Raw genomic sequence first — 14,041 nt, 5'->3', positions numbered from 1 at the left:
GTTGTTTACACGCTTTTAGGTATTTTTGTACTCGCGATCATATAAATAGTCATATTCCACTCTGCACACTATCTCATCAATAACGCTTATTTCTCAAGTGATGATAAATAATTATTCACCATTAGGAAAATGGATAGGGAAATATGTAAAATTCTATGTTAAATGCCCTTTTTACATGAATTAACTTACGTAAAGAAGGGCGCAATTAAAAAGAGAGTAATAACAGCCACAATAATAAAATATAGTGTAATTGCTATCCTGTTAATATTCTGCTCGTAAGGTGATAAGTAGGAATTCACCAAATAAAAATTAGTAAGTTATTTGAATCAAAAATAATATTTCATTAAATATCTTCAAGATAGTATTTATTCCGTATATAAGGTGCAGTAAGAATTCCGCTTCAGGTTAGGTAATATGTACTGGAACAAGTCTAAGCGGAAGATAACACGCCTAAAGTGACTTTTAGATCATACCATTACGGTACAAACAAGTAGTGAGGGATAAATGAAACAGCGATCCCCTTTATCCCCATCGACCCAAAACCCTCTACGCTTCTTCCTCGTTAGCTTGCCTTCGCTTGAATGTAAAAAAATAAAGTTTTCCAAAAAAAGATTGACTCGTAGGTTAATTTGTTATATGGTTAGTTACATAAGTAATGAACCAATGAAGGTGATGCAATGAAATCGATTTTAGACGAAACCAAACCGATATTCCTGCAAATTAAAGAGCAGTTGGAGGATTCAATCATAAGCGGCTCCATCAAAACCGGAGAACGTGTGCCATCAACAAATGAATTTGCCAGTTATTATAAAATTAATCCAGCTACAGCTGCCAAAGGAATAAATGAGTTAGTAGATGAATCTATTTTGTATAAACGAAGAGGCGTAGGGATGTTTGTAACGGAAGATGCGAAGCAGATATTAATTGAAAAACGCAGGCAATCTTTTTATAAAAATTATCTGCTTCCATTAAAAAATGAAGCGAAAAAACTGCAAATTAGTCAAGAAGAATTGCAAGAAATGGTAGAAAGGTTGGAGCAGGATGATGAAAATTGAAGTTCGTCAGTTAACGAAGCGGTACAAAAGCCAATTTGCTTTAAAGGATGTCACATTTACTTTGGAAGGATCAAAGATATATGGTCTTTTGGGAAGGAATGGGGCAGGAAAGACAACATTTATGGATATTCTAGCGGGAAATATTTTTCAAACCAGTGGCGATATTTTTATTAACGGAGAAAAGCCGTTTGATAATCGGAATGTACAAGCGAATGTCTGTCTGATTAAGGAAGGCAATAATTTTAAAAAAGAGTGGAAAGTAAAAGAAATTGTTCGTCTTTATGGTTTTTTTTATCCAAAATTCGACCCGAGATTAGCAGTCCACTTATTGAAAGCATATAACTTAAATCCAAACGCAAAAGTGAAGACGTTATCTAAAGGGATGGAGTCAGCACTTGGTATTACAGTAGGATTAGCGAGTAAAGCACCAATTACGATCTTTGATGAACCATATATCGGATTGGATGCTGCGGCTCGTAAACAATTTTACGATGTAATGCTGGAGGAATATGAAAACGAAAGGCGGATGATTATTTTTTCCACTCATCTAATTGATGAAGTTAGTTTAATGTTTGAGGAAGTACTTATCTTGCAACAAGGTAAGCTGGCTTTACAAAAATCGGCTGACGTCTTACGAGAGAAAATCATCTCTGTTACAGGCCCCAAAGAGAAAGTGCAGAAATTTGTCACCGACAAGCAAGTGATTCGTAAAAAAGAATTTATGGGCCTGATGACAGTATATACGTTTGGGAACAGACAAGAAGCAGAAGCGCAAGGACTTGAAGTCCAAAGCATTCCTACGCAAGACTTAATGATTGAGTTAACAGAAAAAGAAAGAGAGGATCGCCATGAAGCAATCATTTAAAGGACTAGTATACTTTTTTGTAGTCGAACTTCGTAGACCGCTAATTATTTTTTGGACGATTTTATTTCCTATTTTATTTGTATCACTCGCATTTTCCTATTATCTGTCGCAAATAGAACAGGGACCTTTGTTTTTTAGTTTAACAGGACCATTATATGTGTTTTTCAGCATTTGGGGATTCATTTGTATACAGGAGTTTATTCCTTTTTCTATTAAGATAGGAGCAACAAGGAAACAGATTTGGAGTGCGATCGGAGTATTTTTCTTAGGCTTAGCGGTTGTCCAAGCAATATTTGCAAGTATCATCCAAGAGGTGGTATGGGAAATAATGGAATGGATTGGTATTGACGCGTTTCGTTTTTTACATCCTGCCTTCTTTGTTACTGAGAACTGGTATACTCGTATTATGATCGATGTGGGAATCTTCACGTTCCTCTTTGTAATCTCATACTTGATTGGAGTAGTCTTTTATAAATATGGTTTGCTTGGAGGCGGAAGCTTACTTGGAGCTATCTTACTCGTTTTGTTGATGACGATAGCAACGGGATGGCTTGGAGAATTTGTGGGTGAAATTATATCTGATATGAGTGCTATCTTTTATATCCAAATGTTTGCAGTTGGAATAGCCCTTTACCTCTGCTCATGGTTATTTTTACGTAAAATAACAACTGTAAAAGTAAGATAAACTTTAAAGAGTTAAACTTCCCTTATCAGCCTTCAGCAAATTTTAACAGGCTGATAAGGGAAAAACACAAAAGTAGCAGAATATATTTTTACTCATTCATTTCGATTGTGAAGCACTTGTTTAAAACTGTAAATTGAAGCGAACAGAATTAGAATAATTAGCAATATACTCACGATTGCTGAATAAATTAACGCAGAAGGTACGTCGCCAGTAATTAGCAATTCCTGAAGATGTGTCGATAAGTTAGCAGGACTCCATGCAGTACGAGTTCCGAATAAACTTGTAAGTAGACTAATAACGAGGGTTGTGCCGATCGTTAAAAAAGCAACTAGTCCAGGAGAGTGCGTTAACGTATTGTAAAAAATAGATATGGTACAAATAAATGTTAACCATAGACCGTAATAGAAAATAACTGCAAGAAGCATGGTAAACGGGATTTCTCCATAAAGAAGGACGGTATAATACCAGCTTGCCAGCATACCAATAATAAACGAAGACCAGATAAGTGAAAGCAAGGACAACCATTTGGTAACCACAAATTTCGTATACGAAACGGGTTTGACAAGGACGAGATCTAATACACCACTTTTTCGCTCACTACTAATAGCGCCCATTGACAATAAAACAGTAACTAGAACACCTAACGTAGAGTACTGGCTCACACTCATCATGATGGCATCAGCAGGCGAGAAATCAGGAAGCTCAATTACCGCACCGTCGATACCGCCGACAGCATCTAAAATTTCTGGAAGATAATAATTCGTTATTGGATCCATAATAGCTAGCAGGATAAAAACAAGTGGCACCCAAATCCATTTTTTATTTCTCCAGTTTTCTAATAGTTCTTTTTTGAATAATACTGTCGTCATGAATGGTTCACCGCCTTCATAAACATTTCCTCCAATGAGGCTTGCTCCAGCCTGAAGGTTAACAGAGGCCAATCCTCCTGCACTGCCCGTTGCAAAATTTCATTACGTGCTTTTGTTATATCATTGGCAATCACTTGTATCGAATCCTTTTCCACTAAGGTGTTGCGGACATTTGCAAGTGTAGCTATTTTTTCCTCATAAAACGTTTGGCGTTCTGCAAATTGCAACGTTATTTTTGTCGTTTGATATTTTTGACGCAACTCTTTTATCTTTCCAGATTCAATGATTTCTCCATTACGAAGTAGTATTAATTCATCACTGATCTCATCGGCATCACTTAAAATGTGCGTTGAAAATAAGATAGTCATCTCCTTTTTCAAGACTTCCATTAAAGTAAGTACTTCTCTGCGACCAATCGGATCAAGTGAGGACACGGGTTCATCGAGCATTAGGAGCTTAGGCTTATGAACCATTGCTTGGGCAATTCCGAGGCGTTGCTTCATTCCACCAGAGTAACTGCTAATTCGTTTGTCTTTTACGTCAATAATTCCTACTATATCAAGTAGCTCTTCACATCTTTTGCGGGACGTAGATTTTGACAATCCTCCTAGCTGCCCACTATAGGTTAGGAATTCACTACCTGTCATCCAAGGATAGAACACAGGGTGCTGTGGTAAATAGCCGATGAGCGTTCGCCTATCGATGTTTTTGTTCTGCTCAAAAATGATGTTTCCAGAAGTTGGTTTTAAAAGACCTGCGATCATTCGCAGCGTCGTTGTTTTACCAGCACCGTTCGGGCCAATTAATGCGATACATTGATGTGGTGTGAATTGATAATCCATGTTTTTAACTGCGTACGAGTCATTGAATTTTTTAGATAAAGCCGTAATAGAAAGAATTCCCATTTATTACTCTCTCCTCCCGAATATAAAGTATAGAATCGGTCCAATTATATTAAGAAATATAATGATGAACAGCCACATCCATCTTGGTCCATTCGTCTGCTTGGTTTTAGCCCAGTCTACTAAGCCAATAATCATTAAAATGAATTGAATCACAATAAACGGAGCAACCAATGACCAGTTTATAGATTCGATTACCTCTAGCATATTTCACATCTCCTTTAGCGAGTTAATAAGATTAAGCCAAGAACAACTAGTAAAGTTATCAAGATAATGATCCATGAGAGCGGCTTTCCCAAGTTTATTGTCCAACCAATGCCGAATCGTTTTTCTAAAAAGAGAGCTGGATCATTTTTATTAACGTAAAATTGTCCGAGCTTCCAATATTTATCATTATCCCGGTCAATTACTTGTTCATTTCGTTCATCAGGAAACTTTACTCTGCTTCCACCTTGACCGGTAGAAAAAGCCAAATAAATAACCCCAAGCAACAGAAAACTGTGAATAGTAATAGATCCAATGGTAAATAGTGGTTGCCCTTTGGGAATAAGCAAGATAAATTGCGCTATTGAAAGCCATAATGTGAGTAATATACTGCTAATAACCATGTATGAAGACCAGCGCTTTCGAAAAATCACATTTTGCTGTAACGATTTATTTGGGTTTTCAGCGCTAATTTGCTGCTTGACGTTGCCGATAAGGACATTTATAGCAAAAAATAAACCAGTTAAAAAGAACTGTGCTAACGGTAAAGCCAAAATAGATAGATACGATTTCGAGACAAAATTTGTAGCTTCACCGAGAAAATCAAAATTGATTGGCAATTGAGCTGGGAATTGGTCGTACCAAAAATAAGACAACGTTGTTGTGACCATACTGATGATAAATGGAATGATAAACCATTTATGAGAGAATCTTAATTGCTGGTTGCGAAATTTTGTGTGAATCAATATTTTTTCTGTTTTTTCCTTTGTCCAGTCAGCAGTCTGTTTTTTTAACTTCATGATCCGATGAAAATACAAGTAAATAAAAAATTCAATAATGATATAGCCAATAATGACAGTGGGAAGAAATATACCGACTTTCTTCTCTTCCATCATAGATGTGGGAGAGAAAAAAAGAATTAAAAAAACAATCATACTTACTATCGTTGTAGCTATAACATATTGTTTCCGTAATTGCTTTAATTCTGTGGACCCATAAATTTTTTCAGGTATCGATACACCAAAGATTTCCGTTTTTCTTGTTACATAAGGCGTAAAAATGAAAAAAATAAACAATGGTATGAACGTAATTGCTACTATAGCATTCATAGCTATTTCTCCCTTCTTGCAAAATCGGCGTAGATTTGATTGCAAATTTTATAGAATTCTTCTTTCGATAAGTCACGACAAATACTTTCAGCAATGAAGGGGCGGAGATTCTTTGCTAATGTGGCTTTATACGTTTCCGAGGCTTTTGGAATGCCATCTGGATGAACCATGACTCCTTTTTGCCGGTGGATTTGTAAAAATCCTTCCTGTTTTAATTGTTGATATGCTTTATTAACGGTATGCAAATTAATTCCGATATCAGCAGCAAGCGAGCGTACAGATGGTAAAGCATCTCCGGGAAGCAACTCACCTTTGGCGATTCCTTCGACAATTTGTCTAGTTAATTGTAAGTAAATTGGATCTTCTGATTCGAAGTCTAATTCAATAAACAACTATACACCCCCTTTATTCGTTCTAGCTGTTATATATAATGTATAACAGCTAGAACGACATGTCAATATGAAAATGGTTCAACGTATTTGAATGAACACAAAAAAAGAGAGCAATTGTTTAGCTCTCTAGTCTTTGTATATTGTTAATACGGATTCGAATGAAGAATAAGAATGCTGGGGAACTAGGGTTACATTCCGTTGTAGAAAAGGTTTATATTTGCTTGTATTGATGGATAATATCGCCTAATAATTGGTGGATGGAGCGTTGCTTTTTTATGGATAGCTGTCGCAATTGGGATAACTTTTCCTTCAGTTCTGGAAATGTCATCACATATTCCATTATTTCCACTGCTTCATGATCAAATGAACTGTCAGAAGACCCGTAAATACGCTTAAATTCAGCGATTACATTTTCATGAAAAGAAGCATTGCCTACTAAATGATCGAGGGATACGTGAAAAAGATCCGAAAGCTTCATTAAGGAAGAAATATCAGGACTAACATGGCTATTTTCCCATTTTGCTATCACAGAGCGTGAAAGTCGAAGCTTTTCTGCTAATTGCTTTTGCGTCCAACCATGTTGTTCTCGTAATCGTTTGATGTTATATGCAATTTGTTCGTTCATTTACTATCACACTCGATTGGTTAAAATTAGAAATGATTTCTCATAGTAATTTCCATCCTATCATGATTCTTAAGGGAAAATGCCAATAAGATTGTTCTAAATTTGAACATATAGTAAAATGTTCCTATATAGAACATAAGGGGGATTTTATTATGATTTGCTGTATGAAAATCTATCATCCAACGATTACAACATTAACTAAGTGTAAAATCTTACGGTTTATTTTTAAGGATTACCCATTAGAGATTGAAGTGATTTCTAAAAACGCAGTTATTATATATGTGTGGGGTGTGCCGAAGAAAGAAGTATGGCAAGCTGTTACTAACTTTGAAAGTACCAATGTCATTGCTGGGTATGGATTTAGTCATGAAAAACCAGAAGCAAGACTACTGGCAGACACCATGGTAATAAAATGGTTAACAGCAATAAATGATAAGAGTAAGCATCCACAAGTTTTTTAACAAGGGACGGTGAAATGGAGGAGGCAAAAATTTATACAGTTTAAACAATCCGTGGCAACGAGTTAAATGGATAAGCGTTACTTAAGTTGGCAACTATTCTAATTTGCTTAAATGGGCTTTTATCAAGGAACTGGCAGCGAATGGATATCCGAACCATTATAAAACTGCCAGTGGATACTCTATAACTGAAAGGTAAGCACGCAGTTATTGGTCAGAGGAATGGTGAAGCTGACGTAACGCTTCTTCTAAATAAGGAAAGGAAAAAGAAAATGAATGATCTAGCGACTTTTTAGGAATAACATACTGTCCTTTCGTGATTAACTCAGCCATTTCTCCAAGGGCGGCATACATAAATATAGAAGGAACAGGTAGCCAATAAGGGCGTTTTAATATTTTCGCTAACGTACGCATGAATACCTTATTTTGCTTTGGATGAGGTGCGGTGATATTAACGGCTCCAGAAATATCCTTGTTTTCCATACAAAATGTAATTAATCTTACTGCATCTTCGATATGAATCCATGAGATCCATTGTTCTCCAGCCCCTATTTTCCCGCCTACCCCCAATTGTATAGGTAAACGCATCATTGGAAGAGCACCGCCGTGACCTAAAACAATCCCGAAACGAGTAAATACAATTCTAATACCGCTTTTTTCGGCTTGTTTCGCGATATTTTCCCACTTTGTTGCTACCTTTGCAAGAAAGTCTTCTCCAGGAGTGGTGGTATTTTCCGAAAACATCAGGTCATTTGATGTCCCATAATACCCTACAGCAGAACCACTAATGAATACTTCTGGAAGTTTAGGCAGTTTTTCTATTATCGATAATATTTTTTCTGTTGTTTGGATTCTACTGGATAAAATAGCCTTTTTCTTTGTTTTTGTCCAATATCCAAATAAGGATTCACCAGCAAGGTTAATAACAGCTTTCATAGGTGGCAATTGTTCAGCTGGATGATCGTAACCGATAAAGGTTATCCCATTCGTATTTGTATGTTTTTGTGGCGAGCGTGTCAAAATATATACATAATAATTATGCTCCGATAAGTAATTAGATAGCGCTTGGCCAATAAAGCCCGTCCCTCCTGTTAACAGAACATTCATTTGATTTGTCCTCCTAATCGTGCGTTTTATTTCTATTATATAGGATGCTCAAAAATGGTAGTATGCATGACTAATGTCTTTCTATATAGTTTATTTTAAAAGTTATTTTCTAAATATTGTAGAAGAAAAACCTCCACCCAAATCGTGCTGGAGAGATGAGTAGGCGATTTAGCTGAACTGCAAGCCGTAATCCCGAGTCTATTCAACATCCCCCTGATTGAAATTTCACTTTGTTCGTATCAAGACATGCGTTGCACCTTTTGGTATGATGAAGAAAAGGGGAGAGTGTAATGGCAAAAATCACCCGTATTACAACACAGAAAAAAGCAAATCAACGATATAATATTTTTTTGTCCGATGAAAATCAAGGTGAACACTATGGTTTTAGTGTAGATGAATCTGTATTAATTAACTTCCAGCTGCGAAAAGGAATGGAAATTTCCGATGCAATGGCAGCAACTATTAAAAAAAGTGACAGTATGTACCAATCATATACCCTGGCTATTAACTATTTAAGCTTCCGAATGCGAACAAAAAAGGAAATGCTGGATTATCTAACAGAAAAAGAAGTCGATCCAAATCATATTTCAAGCGTTATGGGTAGGCTTGTGAACGAAGGTCTTCTCGATGATCGTCAGTTTGCAGAAATGTTCGTACGATCGCGAATAAATACTTCATCGAAAGGTCCAGCTATGATTAAGCAAGAACTGATGAATAAAGGTGTAGAAGCAAATGTAGCAGACGAAGCATTAAAGCAATTTTCGTTCGCATTACAATATGATAAAGTTGAGGGACTAGTAGAAAAAAAACTGCAGCAGAAAAAGAAGCAATCGTTTCAAAAGCAACTGCAAAATGTTCAAGCTTTATTACAGCAAAAAGGATATACGAAGGATGTTATTCAAGCCGTATTCCATGAGATTCCATGTGCAAAAGATGATCATGCCGAATGGGAGGCAATTATCTATCATGGAGAAAAATTAAGAAAAAAACATACTTTGAAGCGATCAGGTTTTGAATTAAAGCAAAAAATAAAAGAAGGGTTATACAGAAAAGGCTTTTCCTTAGACTTAATTCAGCAATACATAGAGAGTTGTTTAGAAAAGAAAAAGTAAGGGAAGACAGTTGGGTTTCTTTTCTGTGTTTTGGTTGGTAAAATAGAGAGGGTTTTACTATGGACCCACATAAGTCATCCTTATAAATTAAATGGTAGACTTGTTATATTAAAATGGAAAAAATAGTTTGTGGCTATAGAAGCAATATAAAGGGTGGGGAACTTTCATGAATAACAATTATCGTTACAGTGACTATTCGGTGGAGCAATTGCGTCAAGAAATAGGAAGGCTAAAAGAAAAAGCACAAAAAGCTGAACAGCTTGGGAATATCTCGGAGGCTGCCGTAAATGAACGAAAGATGCAAGTTGCGTTAGCTTACACGATAAACCCTGAAGACTTTACGGCAAATGAAACTTACGAATTTGTCACAGATCCAGGCTGGAGTTTTAAGGTGGATTACGTTAATGGAGTATTTGCTTGGGGGCATAGAGTGAACTTATTAGGAGAGGTATATGAAAAACAGGAAGCTGTTCCCATTTCGCTATTGGGTAAAATGGTGAAGGAAAAATAATAGTATGCTTTGGGGTTATAGATGTCTTTTGGGAATGTTTTATAGCGCCATCATTTCAACATGGGATACGAACTTTTTTAGAACAAAGGCGCAAGCGCCCGTTTAGCAACGTAGCAACTGGAACGAAGCAACTAAAGTTGTAGGAATCATGGTAAGGATACGAACCAACGATGACTTATCGTAGGGCGATTCGTGAAGTTGCCTAGTTGCTGGGCTCATGCGCCGGACGTGGCCATTCCGTTATATCGGTATCCCAAAGCCAAAATTTTTATACTTTCTTATCTTATAAATAAAAAAACAGCAGGGGTTGTGCCTGCTGTTTTACAACGCCTTAAATGGGGTTCTCTTCTACATATAGCTTGTTCTGAAGTTTTCTTTCTGAAAAAATCCATCCTGTATAAGAACTTGTAATATGAAGAGAGTCATCAATTTGGACGACAGCAACAAACGGATAATGGCCTTTGGAACGATAACGCAAGTCGATAAATCGCACTTCGGTATAATCCTTATATTTGTTGATTTCCCAACGATATACAGGAGAAAAAGATAGAAATGCAGCAATATTTTTATCAGTTTTTGCGACTTTAATCAGTTCTGTATCCGGCAATGGTACACGATAAAATTCGTCGATAATTTCAATATGGTTGTTATCGACGACACCAACATAGAATCTATCCTTTGTTGTAATAGCTACGCGCCAATAATTTTGTTTAATGGTAGGAGAAGTAGTAATTTGTTCCACTTCAGAAAAATAGTCATGAATCTTTTTTACAATGAACCGTTTATCCATATAGCGTTTTACATAGTAAAGCAGGATTACGCTATAAATAACCACCCAAATGAAAGCAGGGTTTGCACCCAATGCCCATGCAGCGATGCCGGCAATATGCAGGAAAAATATATACGGATCAAATGTATTAATAAATCCATAAGCTACCCAGCGATGTGAGAACGGCCGATATGCTTGTGTTCCATAAGCATTGAAAATATCCACTAAAACATGGATAATCACCGCGATAGCAGTCCATAGCCAAATATGAACAAAACTTTTTTCCGGGACAAATAAATGAATGATGCTTGCAATTAAAATTCCCCACATAAGGACAGCGGGAATAGAATGTGTAATTCCACGGTGATGACGTATATAGGTAGCATTATTTTTAAATTTTAAAATTGTATCAAAGTCTGGTGCATGGGAACCTGCAATCGTTCCCACCAGAACGGCATTAAACAAAACCGGGTCAGTTTGTATAACTGGGTCGATGGTAGCTAATCCTCCCAGGGCAACCCCCATTACAATATGGGTACCAGTATCCATAATTGGTTTTCCTCCTTAAGCTGCGATATAGTTTGTATTATTCTATTGTAGAGGTTGTTCAAAAAATACACTAAAAGACACGTCTGGCTTGCTTCCCAGCTCTTGGAAAAGGAAGTTTCCAGCATGAGAATGGTTTTGAGGATCCTAATAGACGTAGAAGCCAGTACATGTTGTACAAGCGGTACTCGAACCTTCGCCTCCTTGAGTTCAAGTAGCACCAGGGAAGTGTCAGAGTCGGAACAGGACAAAAAGCTGCGTTAGTAACGCATCGCATGAGAGAAAGTATTTTCCGAAAACGTTGCGACTTCGCCGACCTTGATCCTCTTTACTTTTTTGAACAAGCTCTTGTAGTAAAAGGGATGCTCAAAAAAGGTCAGATAAAATCAACTATAATGGGAGGTAAGCTTTATTCTGCTTTCGCTTATCTACCGATTATAGAGCAAACTGAACTTTGTTTTGAACACGCACTTATAAAGGACAGGAAATATAATTATTGTTACGTTTTTATTGTACCATATAGGAAGTGATTTTATGAATGATGAAAAACTACATTCTATTGACATTTTGACATTTCGACGCGATTTAGTGGAATGGTATAAGAACAATAAACGCGATTTACCATGGCGTCAAGATCAAGACCCGTATAAAGTGTGGGTCTCTGAAGTAATGCTACAGCAAACAAAAGTGGATACCGTAATTCCATACTTCAATCGCTTTATTAATAAATTTCCGACCATAGAAGCATTAGCCGAGGCTGACGAACAAGACGTATTAAAGGAATGGGAAGGACTTGGTTATTATTCTCGGGCAAGAAATTTGCAACACGCTGTCAGAGAAGTAGTGACTACGTACAAGGGACAAGTGCCTCATGATCCAGATGACCTTGGTGCATTAAAAGGAGTTGGCCCATATACCAAAGGGGCTATCCTATCGATTGCATATAATCAGCCAGAACCAGCAGTAGATGGTAACGTGATGCGTGTCTTATCTCGAGTTCTAAAAATTGAAGATGATATTGCACAACAACGGACCAAAAAACAATTTGAAGCATATGCACGCAAGCTAATCGATCCACAAGATCCCTCTTCGTTTAATCAGGCGGTTATGGAATTAGGTGCTTTAATATGTACACCGAAATCTCCAGCCTGTTTATTATGCCCGGTTCAAGCTCATTGTCAAGCTTTCGCTGTAGGTGTAGAAGCGGAATTGCCGATTAAGAAAAAAGCGAAAAAGCAAAAGAAAATCGCTTACGTGGTTTTACTAGTAGCGGATGAACAAGGTAATTATATAATAGAAAAGCGAAAAGATAGTGGTTTGTTAGCAAATCTATGGCAATTTCCGATGGTTCCTATTGAGGAAATAGGCTGGGATCATTTAGAAAACTGGGTTTATGGCGAATTTGGGTTTCGTGTGTCATTAGGGAAAAAACAGGGAGAGTTGAGGCATGTATTTTCCCATTTAATATGGCAGTTGGAAATATATGAAGCAAGGCTGATAGGGGAAATAGTTGGAGAACAAAGACTGCAACTAGTAAATAAGGAAGAATTAGCAACATATCCTTTTCCTGTCCCCCATCAAAAAATCATGAAGACATTATTTGCGAATGAATAAAAGAGTGCCAAGAAATTGGTATGTCAGTGTTTCCGCTATGATAAAACTTCCATTATCAGCTTCACACATTGAAGCTGGGACGAAAATTATTTTTTAAAAAGTAAAATACAAACTATATAGAAATGATGGGTGTTGCATAACTCCCGTTTGGGAATACTATATCTACCTTAGGACAGCCGGTGAGCCTCCAGGTATCTAACGCATTGCCGAGTCTCACCGATGCCTTTCCCTTAGCAGGAGTCATATATTTCCGGAGCTAATTGACTATATCATTCGCCTTTGGAATTAATTCCATCAACCTCGTTTAAAAGAAAGTAAACACCTCTTATATCAGGGAAACTGGGCTGGATATTTACGATTTCCTTTGATACATTTCTTTATTGATTTCATGCAAAATGGTTAATCCCTCTGGGTTTATATAAGGAAGAAGTTGAGACAGTGCATGCTGGAAATAAACTAATTCATGCTCTCTCCATTCTGTTTTACTCATCATGGATAGTTCTGTAAAATCACGATTGATTTGTTCCATTTCTTCATCCTCCCAAAAAAGTAGTACTTGATTTCATCATGCATATATTTCTTGCATCTAGCCTCTTTAAAAACTGAATTAACTAAGTGAAGAAAATGATGCTCTACCCCTAATTAAGTCAGTAGAAAAAGGGAAATAATTTCCTTAGACAAAGCGATTTATCATGTAGTACCACCAACAACAGTATTCAAATTTGAACTGATTCTAATTAGGGATGAAGGAGACTCCCTACTTGTTTTATTATGTGGATTTTATCAATTACTATCCAATATGGAAAAAATAACCATTTAATGATTATTTTACTAAAAAAATGACGGATAACCTATAGTGTTATGGGACAAATTAATTATTGCGGAGGTGATATTGATGGCTAAAAAACAACCGAACCAAACTACGACTGGTACAAACATTCAAAAGGTTAAGCAACAGAATCAACAAGCCGCTCAAGGGCAAGGCCAGTACGGTACAGAATACGGTGCCGAACAAACCAATGCTCAGGAAGTAAGAAAGCAAAACCAAAAATCTCAGCAAAACAAACAGTAACTGTATACCCCCAATTATGCAGTAGATTATCCCAATAGCCATTAAGGCTTTTGGGATAATCTTTTTTTCAAGAGATAAGAAAGCATTCCTGTAATAAAGCAAAATGAGGATTGAATAAAAAATGCCCCCTTGGTATGATACGAGGT

Annotated in this window: 17 protein-coding genes; 8 read left to right on the top strand and 9 right to left on the bottom strand. The window is 36.8% G+C overall.

Translation table 11 applies throughout. From position 1 onward, the window contains the following. Nucleotides 1–677 precede the first annotated feature (677 nt). Genes D1839_RS11645 through D1839_RS11635 form a run of 3 tightly spaced genes read left to right on the top strand, consistent with a single transcriptional unit; the run spans nucleotide 678 to nucleotide 2,605 of the window. On the top strand, nucleotides 678–1,055 hold the full coding sequence (locus tag D1839_RS11645) for a GntR family transcriptional regulator (RefSeq protein WP_120380079.1): 378 nt from the start codon (nucleotides 678–680) through the stop codon (nucleotides 1,053–1,055). Next, complete coding sequence (locus D1839_RS11640) at nucleotides 1,042–1,920, top strand: ABC transporter ATP-binding protein (RefSeq protein ID WP_199690096.1); 879 nt, start codon at nucleotides 1,042–1,044, stop codon at nucleotides 1,918–1,920. Before D1839_RS11645 ends, D1839_RS11640 begins: the two co-directional genes overlap by 14 nt. Then, nucleotides 1,904–2,605, top strand: a complete 702-nt coding sequence (locus D1839_RS11635) for a hypothetical protein (RefSeq protein WP_120380077.1) — start codon at nucleotides 1,904–1,906, stop codon at nucleotides 2,603–2,605. The genes D1839_RS11640 and D1839_RS11635 overlap by 17 nt, the downstream gene beginning before the upstream one ends. Before the next feature lie 92 nt (nucleotides 2,606–2,697). Here D1839_RS11635 and D1839_RS11630 read toward each other — a convergent pair whose 3' ends face one another. The 6 genes from D1839_RS11630 to D1839_RS11605 form a co-directional block, all read right to left on the bottom strand. Next, nucleotides 2,698–3,474, bottom strand: a complete 777-nt coding sequence (locus D1839_RS11630) for an ABC transporter permease (RefSeq protein WP_120380076.1) — start codon at nucleotides 3,472–3,474, stop codon at nucleotides 2,698–2,700. Further along, nucleotides 3,471–4,379, bottom strand: a complete 909-nt coding sequence (locus D1839_RS11625) for an ABC transporter ATP-binding protein (protein ID WP_120380075.1) — start codon at nucleotides 4,377–4,379, stop codon at nucleotides 3,471–3,473. The genes D1839_RS11630 and D1839_RS11625 overlap by 4 nt, the downstream gene beginning before the upstream one ends. A 3-nt stretch (nucleotides 4,380–4,382) precedes the next feature. Further along, nucleotides 4,383–4,583 (bottom strand): PLDc N-terminal domain-containing protein, encoded by a 201-nt coding sequence (locus D1839_RS11620; RefSeq protein WP_120380074.1) that lies wholly within the window; start codon nucleotides 4,581–4,583, stop codon nucleotides 4,383–4,385. A 14-nt stretch (nucleotides 4,584–4,597) separates the two neighbouring features. Next, on the bottom strand, nucleotides 4,598–5,689 hold the full coding sequence (locus D1839_RS11615) for a DUF1648 domain-containing protein (RefSeq protein WP_120380073.1): 1,092 nt from the start codon (nucleotides 5,687–5,689) through the stop codon (nucleotides 4,598–4,600). 2 nt (nucleotides 5,690–5,691) lie between these two features. Beyond that, complete coding sequence (locus tag D1839_RS11610) at nucleotides 5,692–6,081, bottom strand: GntR family transcriptional regulator (RefSeq protein WP_120380072.1); 390 nt, start codon at nucleotides 6,079–6,081, stop codon at nucleotides 5,692–5,694. Between the two features lie 211 nt (nucleotides 6,082–6,292). After that, entirely contained in the window at nucleotides 6,293–6,706 is a 414-nt protein-coding gene (locus D1839_RS11605; RefSeq protein WP_120380071.1) for a helix-turn-helix domain-containing protein, read from the bottom strand. Nucleotides 6,707–6,858: 152 nt separating this feature from the next. On the opposite strand from D1839_RS11605, the gene D1839_RS11600 reads away from it, so the two are divergent. After that, nucleotides 6,859–7,167, top strand: a complete 309-nt coding sequence (locus D1839_RS11600; protein WP_120380070.1) for a hypothetical protein — start codon at nucleotides 6,859–6,861, stop codon at nucleotides 7,165–7,167. A 204-nt stretch (nucleotides 7,168–7,371) separates the two neighbouring features. On the opposite strand, the gene D1839_RS11595 is transcribed toward D1839_RS11600, so the two are convergent. Continuing rightward, entirely contained in the window at nucleotides 7,372–8,271 is a 900-nt protein-coding gene (locus D1839_RS11595) for a TIGR01777 family oxidoreductase (RefSeq protein WP_120380069.1), read from the bottom strand. A 290-nt stretch (nucleotides 8,272–8,561) separates the two neighbouring features. On the opposite strand from D1839_RS11595, the gene recX reads away from it, so the two are divergent. Then, nucleotides 8,562–9,383, top strand: coding sequence for a recombination regulator RecX (gene recX / locus D1839_RS11590; RefSeq protein WP_120380068.1), 822 nt, complete (start codon nucleotides 8,562–8,564; stop codon nucleotides 9,381–9,383). 166 nt (nucleotides 9,384–9,549) lie between these two features. Continuing rightward, complete coding sequence (locus D1839_RS11585; protein ID WP_120380067.1) at nucleotides 9,550–9,894, top strand: YfhH family protein; 345 nt, start codon at nucleotides 9,550–9,552, stop codon at nucleotides 9,892–9,894. A gap of 331 nt (nucleotides 9,895–10,225) precedes the next feature. Here D1839_RS11585 and D1839_RS11580 read toward each other — a convergent pair whose 3' ends face one another. Beyond that, nucleotides 10,226–11,212, bottom strand: a complete 987-nt coding sequence (locus D1839_RS11580) for a metal-dependent hydrolase (RefSeq protein WP_120380066.1) — start codon at nucleotides 11,210–11,212, stop codon at nucleotides 10,226–10,228. 531 nt (nucleotides 11,213–11,743) lie between these two features. Between D1839_RS11580 and mutY the strand changes: the two genes are divergently transcribed. After that, on the top strand, nucleotides 11,744–12,823 hold the full coding sequence (gene mutY, locus D1839_RS11575) for an A/G-specific adenine glycosylase (protein ID WP_120380064.1): 1,080 nt from the start codon (nucleotides 11,744–11,746) through the stop codon (nucleotides 12,821–12,823). A gap of 352 nt (nucleotides 12,824–13,175) precedes the next feature. On the opposite strand, the gene D1839_RS11570 is transcribed toward mutY, so the two are convergent. Then, entirely contained in the window at nucleotides 13,176–13,352 is a 177-nt protein-coding gene (locus tag D1839_RS11570; RefSeq protein WP_166554452.1) for a hypothetical protein, read from the bottom strand. A gap of 366 nt (nucleotides 13,353–13,718) precedes the next feature. On the opposite strand from D1839_RS11570, the gene D1839_RS11565 reads away from it, so the two are divergent. Continuing rightward, entirely contained in the window at nucleotides 13,719–13,895 is a 177-nt protein-coding gene (locus tag D1839_RS11565) for a gamma-type small acid-soluble spore protein (protein WP_120380063.1), read from the top strand. The last annotated feature ends 146 nt before the right edge of the window (nucleotides 13,896–14,041 follow it).

The organism is Roseburia sp. 1XD42-34 (assembly GCF_009917385.1).
Taxonomy (GTDB): domain Bacteria; phylum Bacillota; class Bacilli; order Bacillales; family Amphibacillaceae; genus Virgibacillus.
This window is presented reverse-complemented; position numbering and strand designations above follow the sequence as displayed.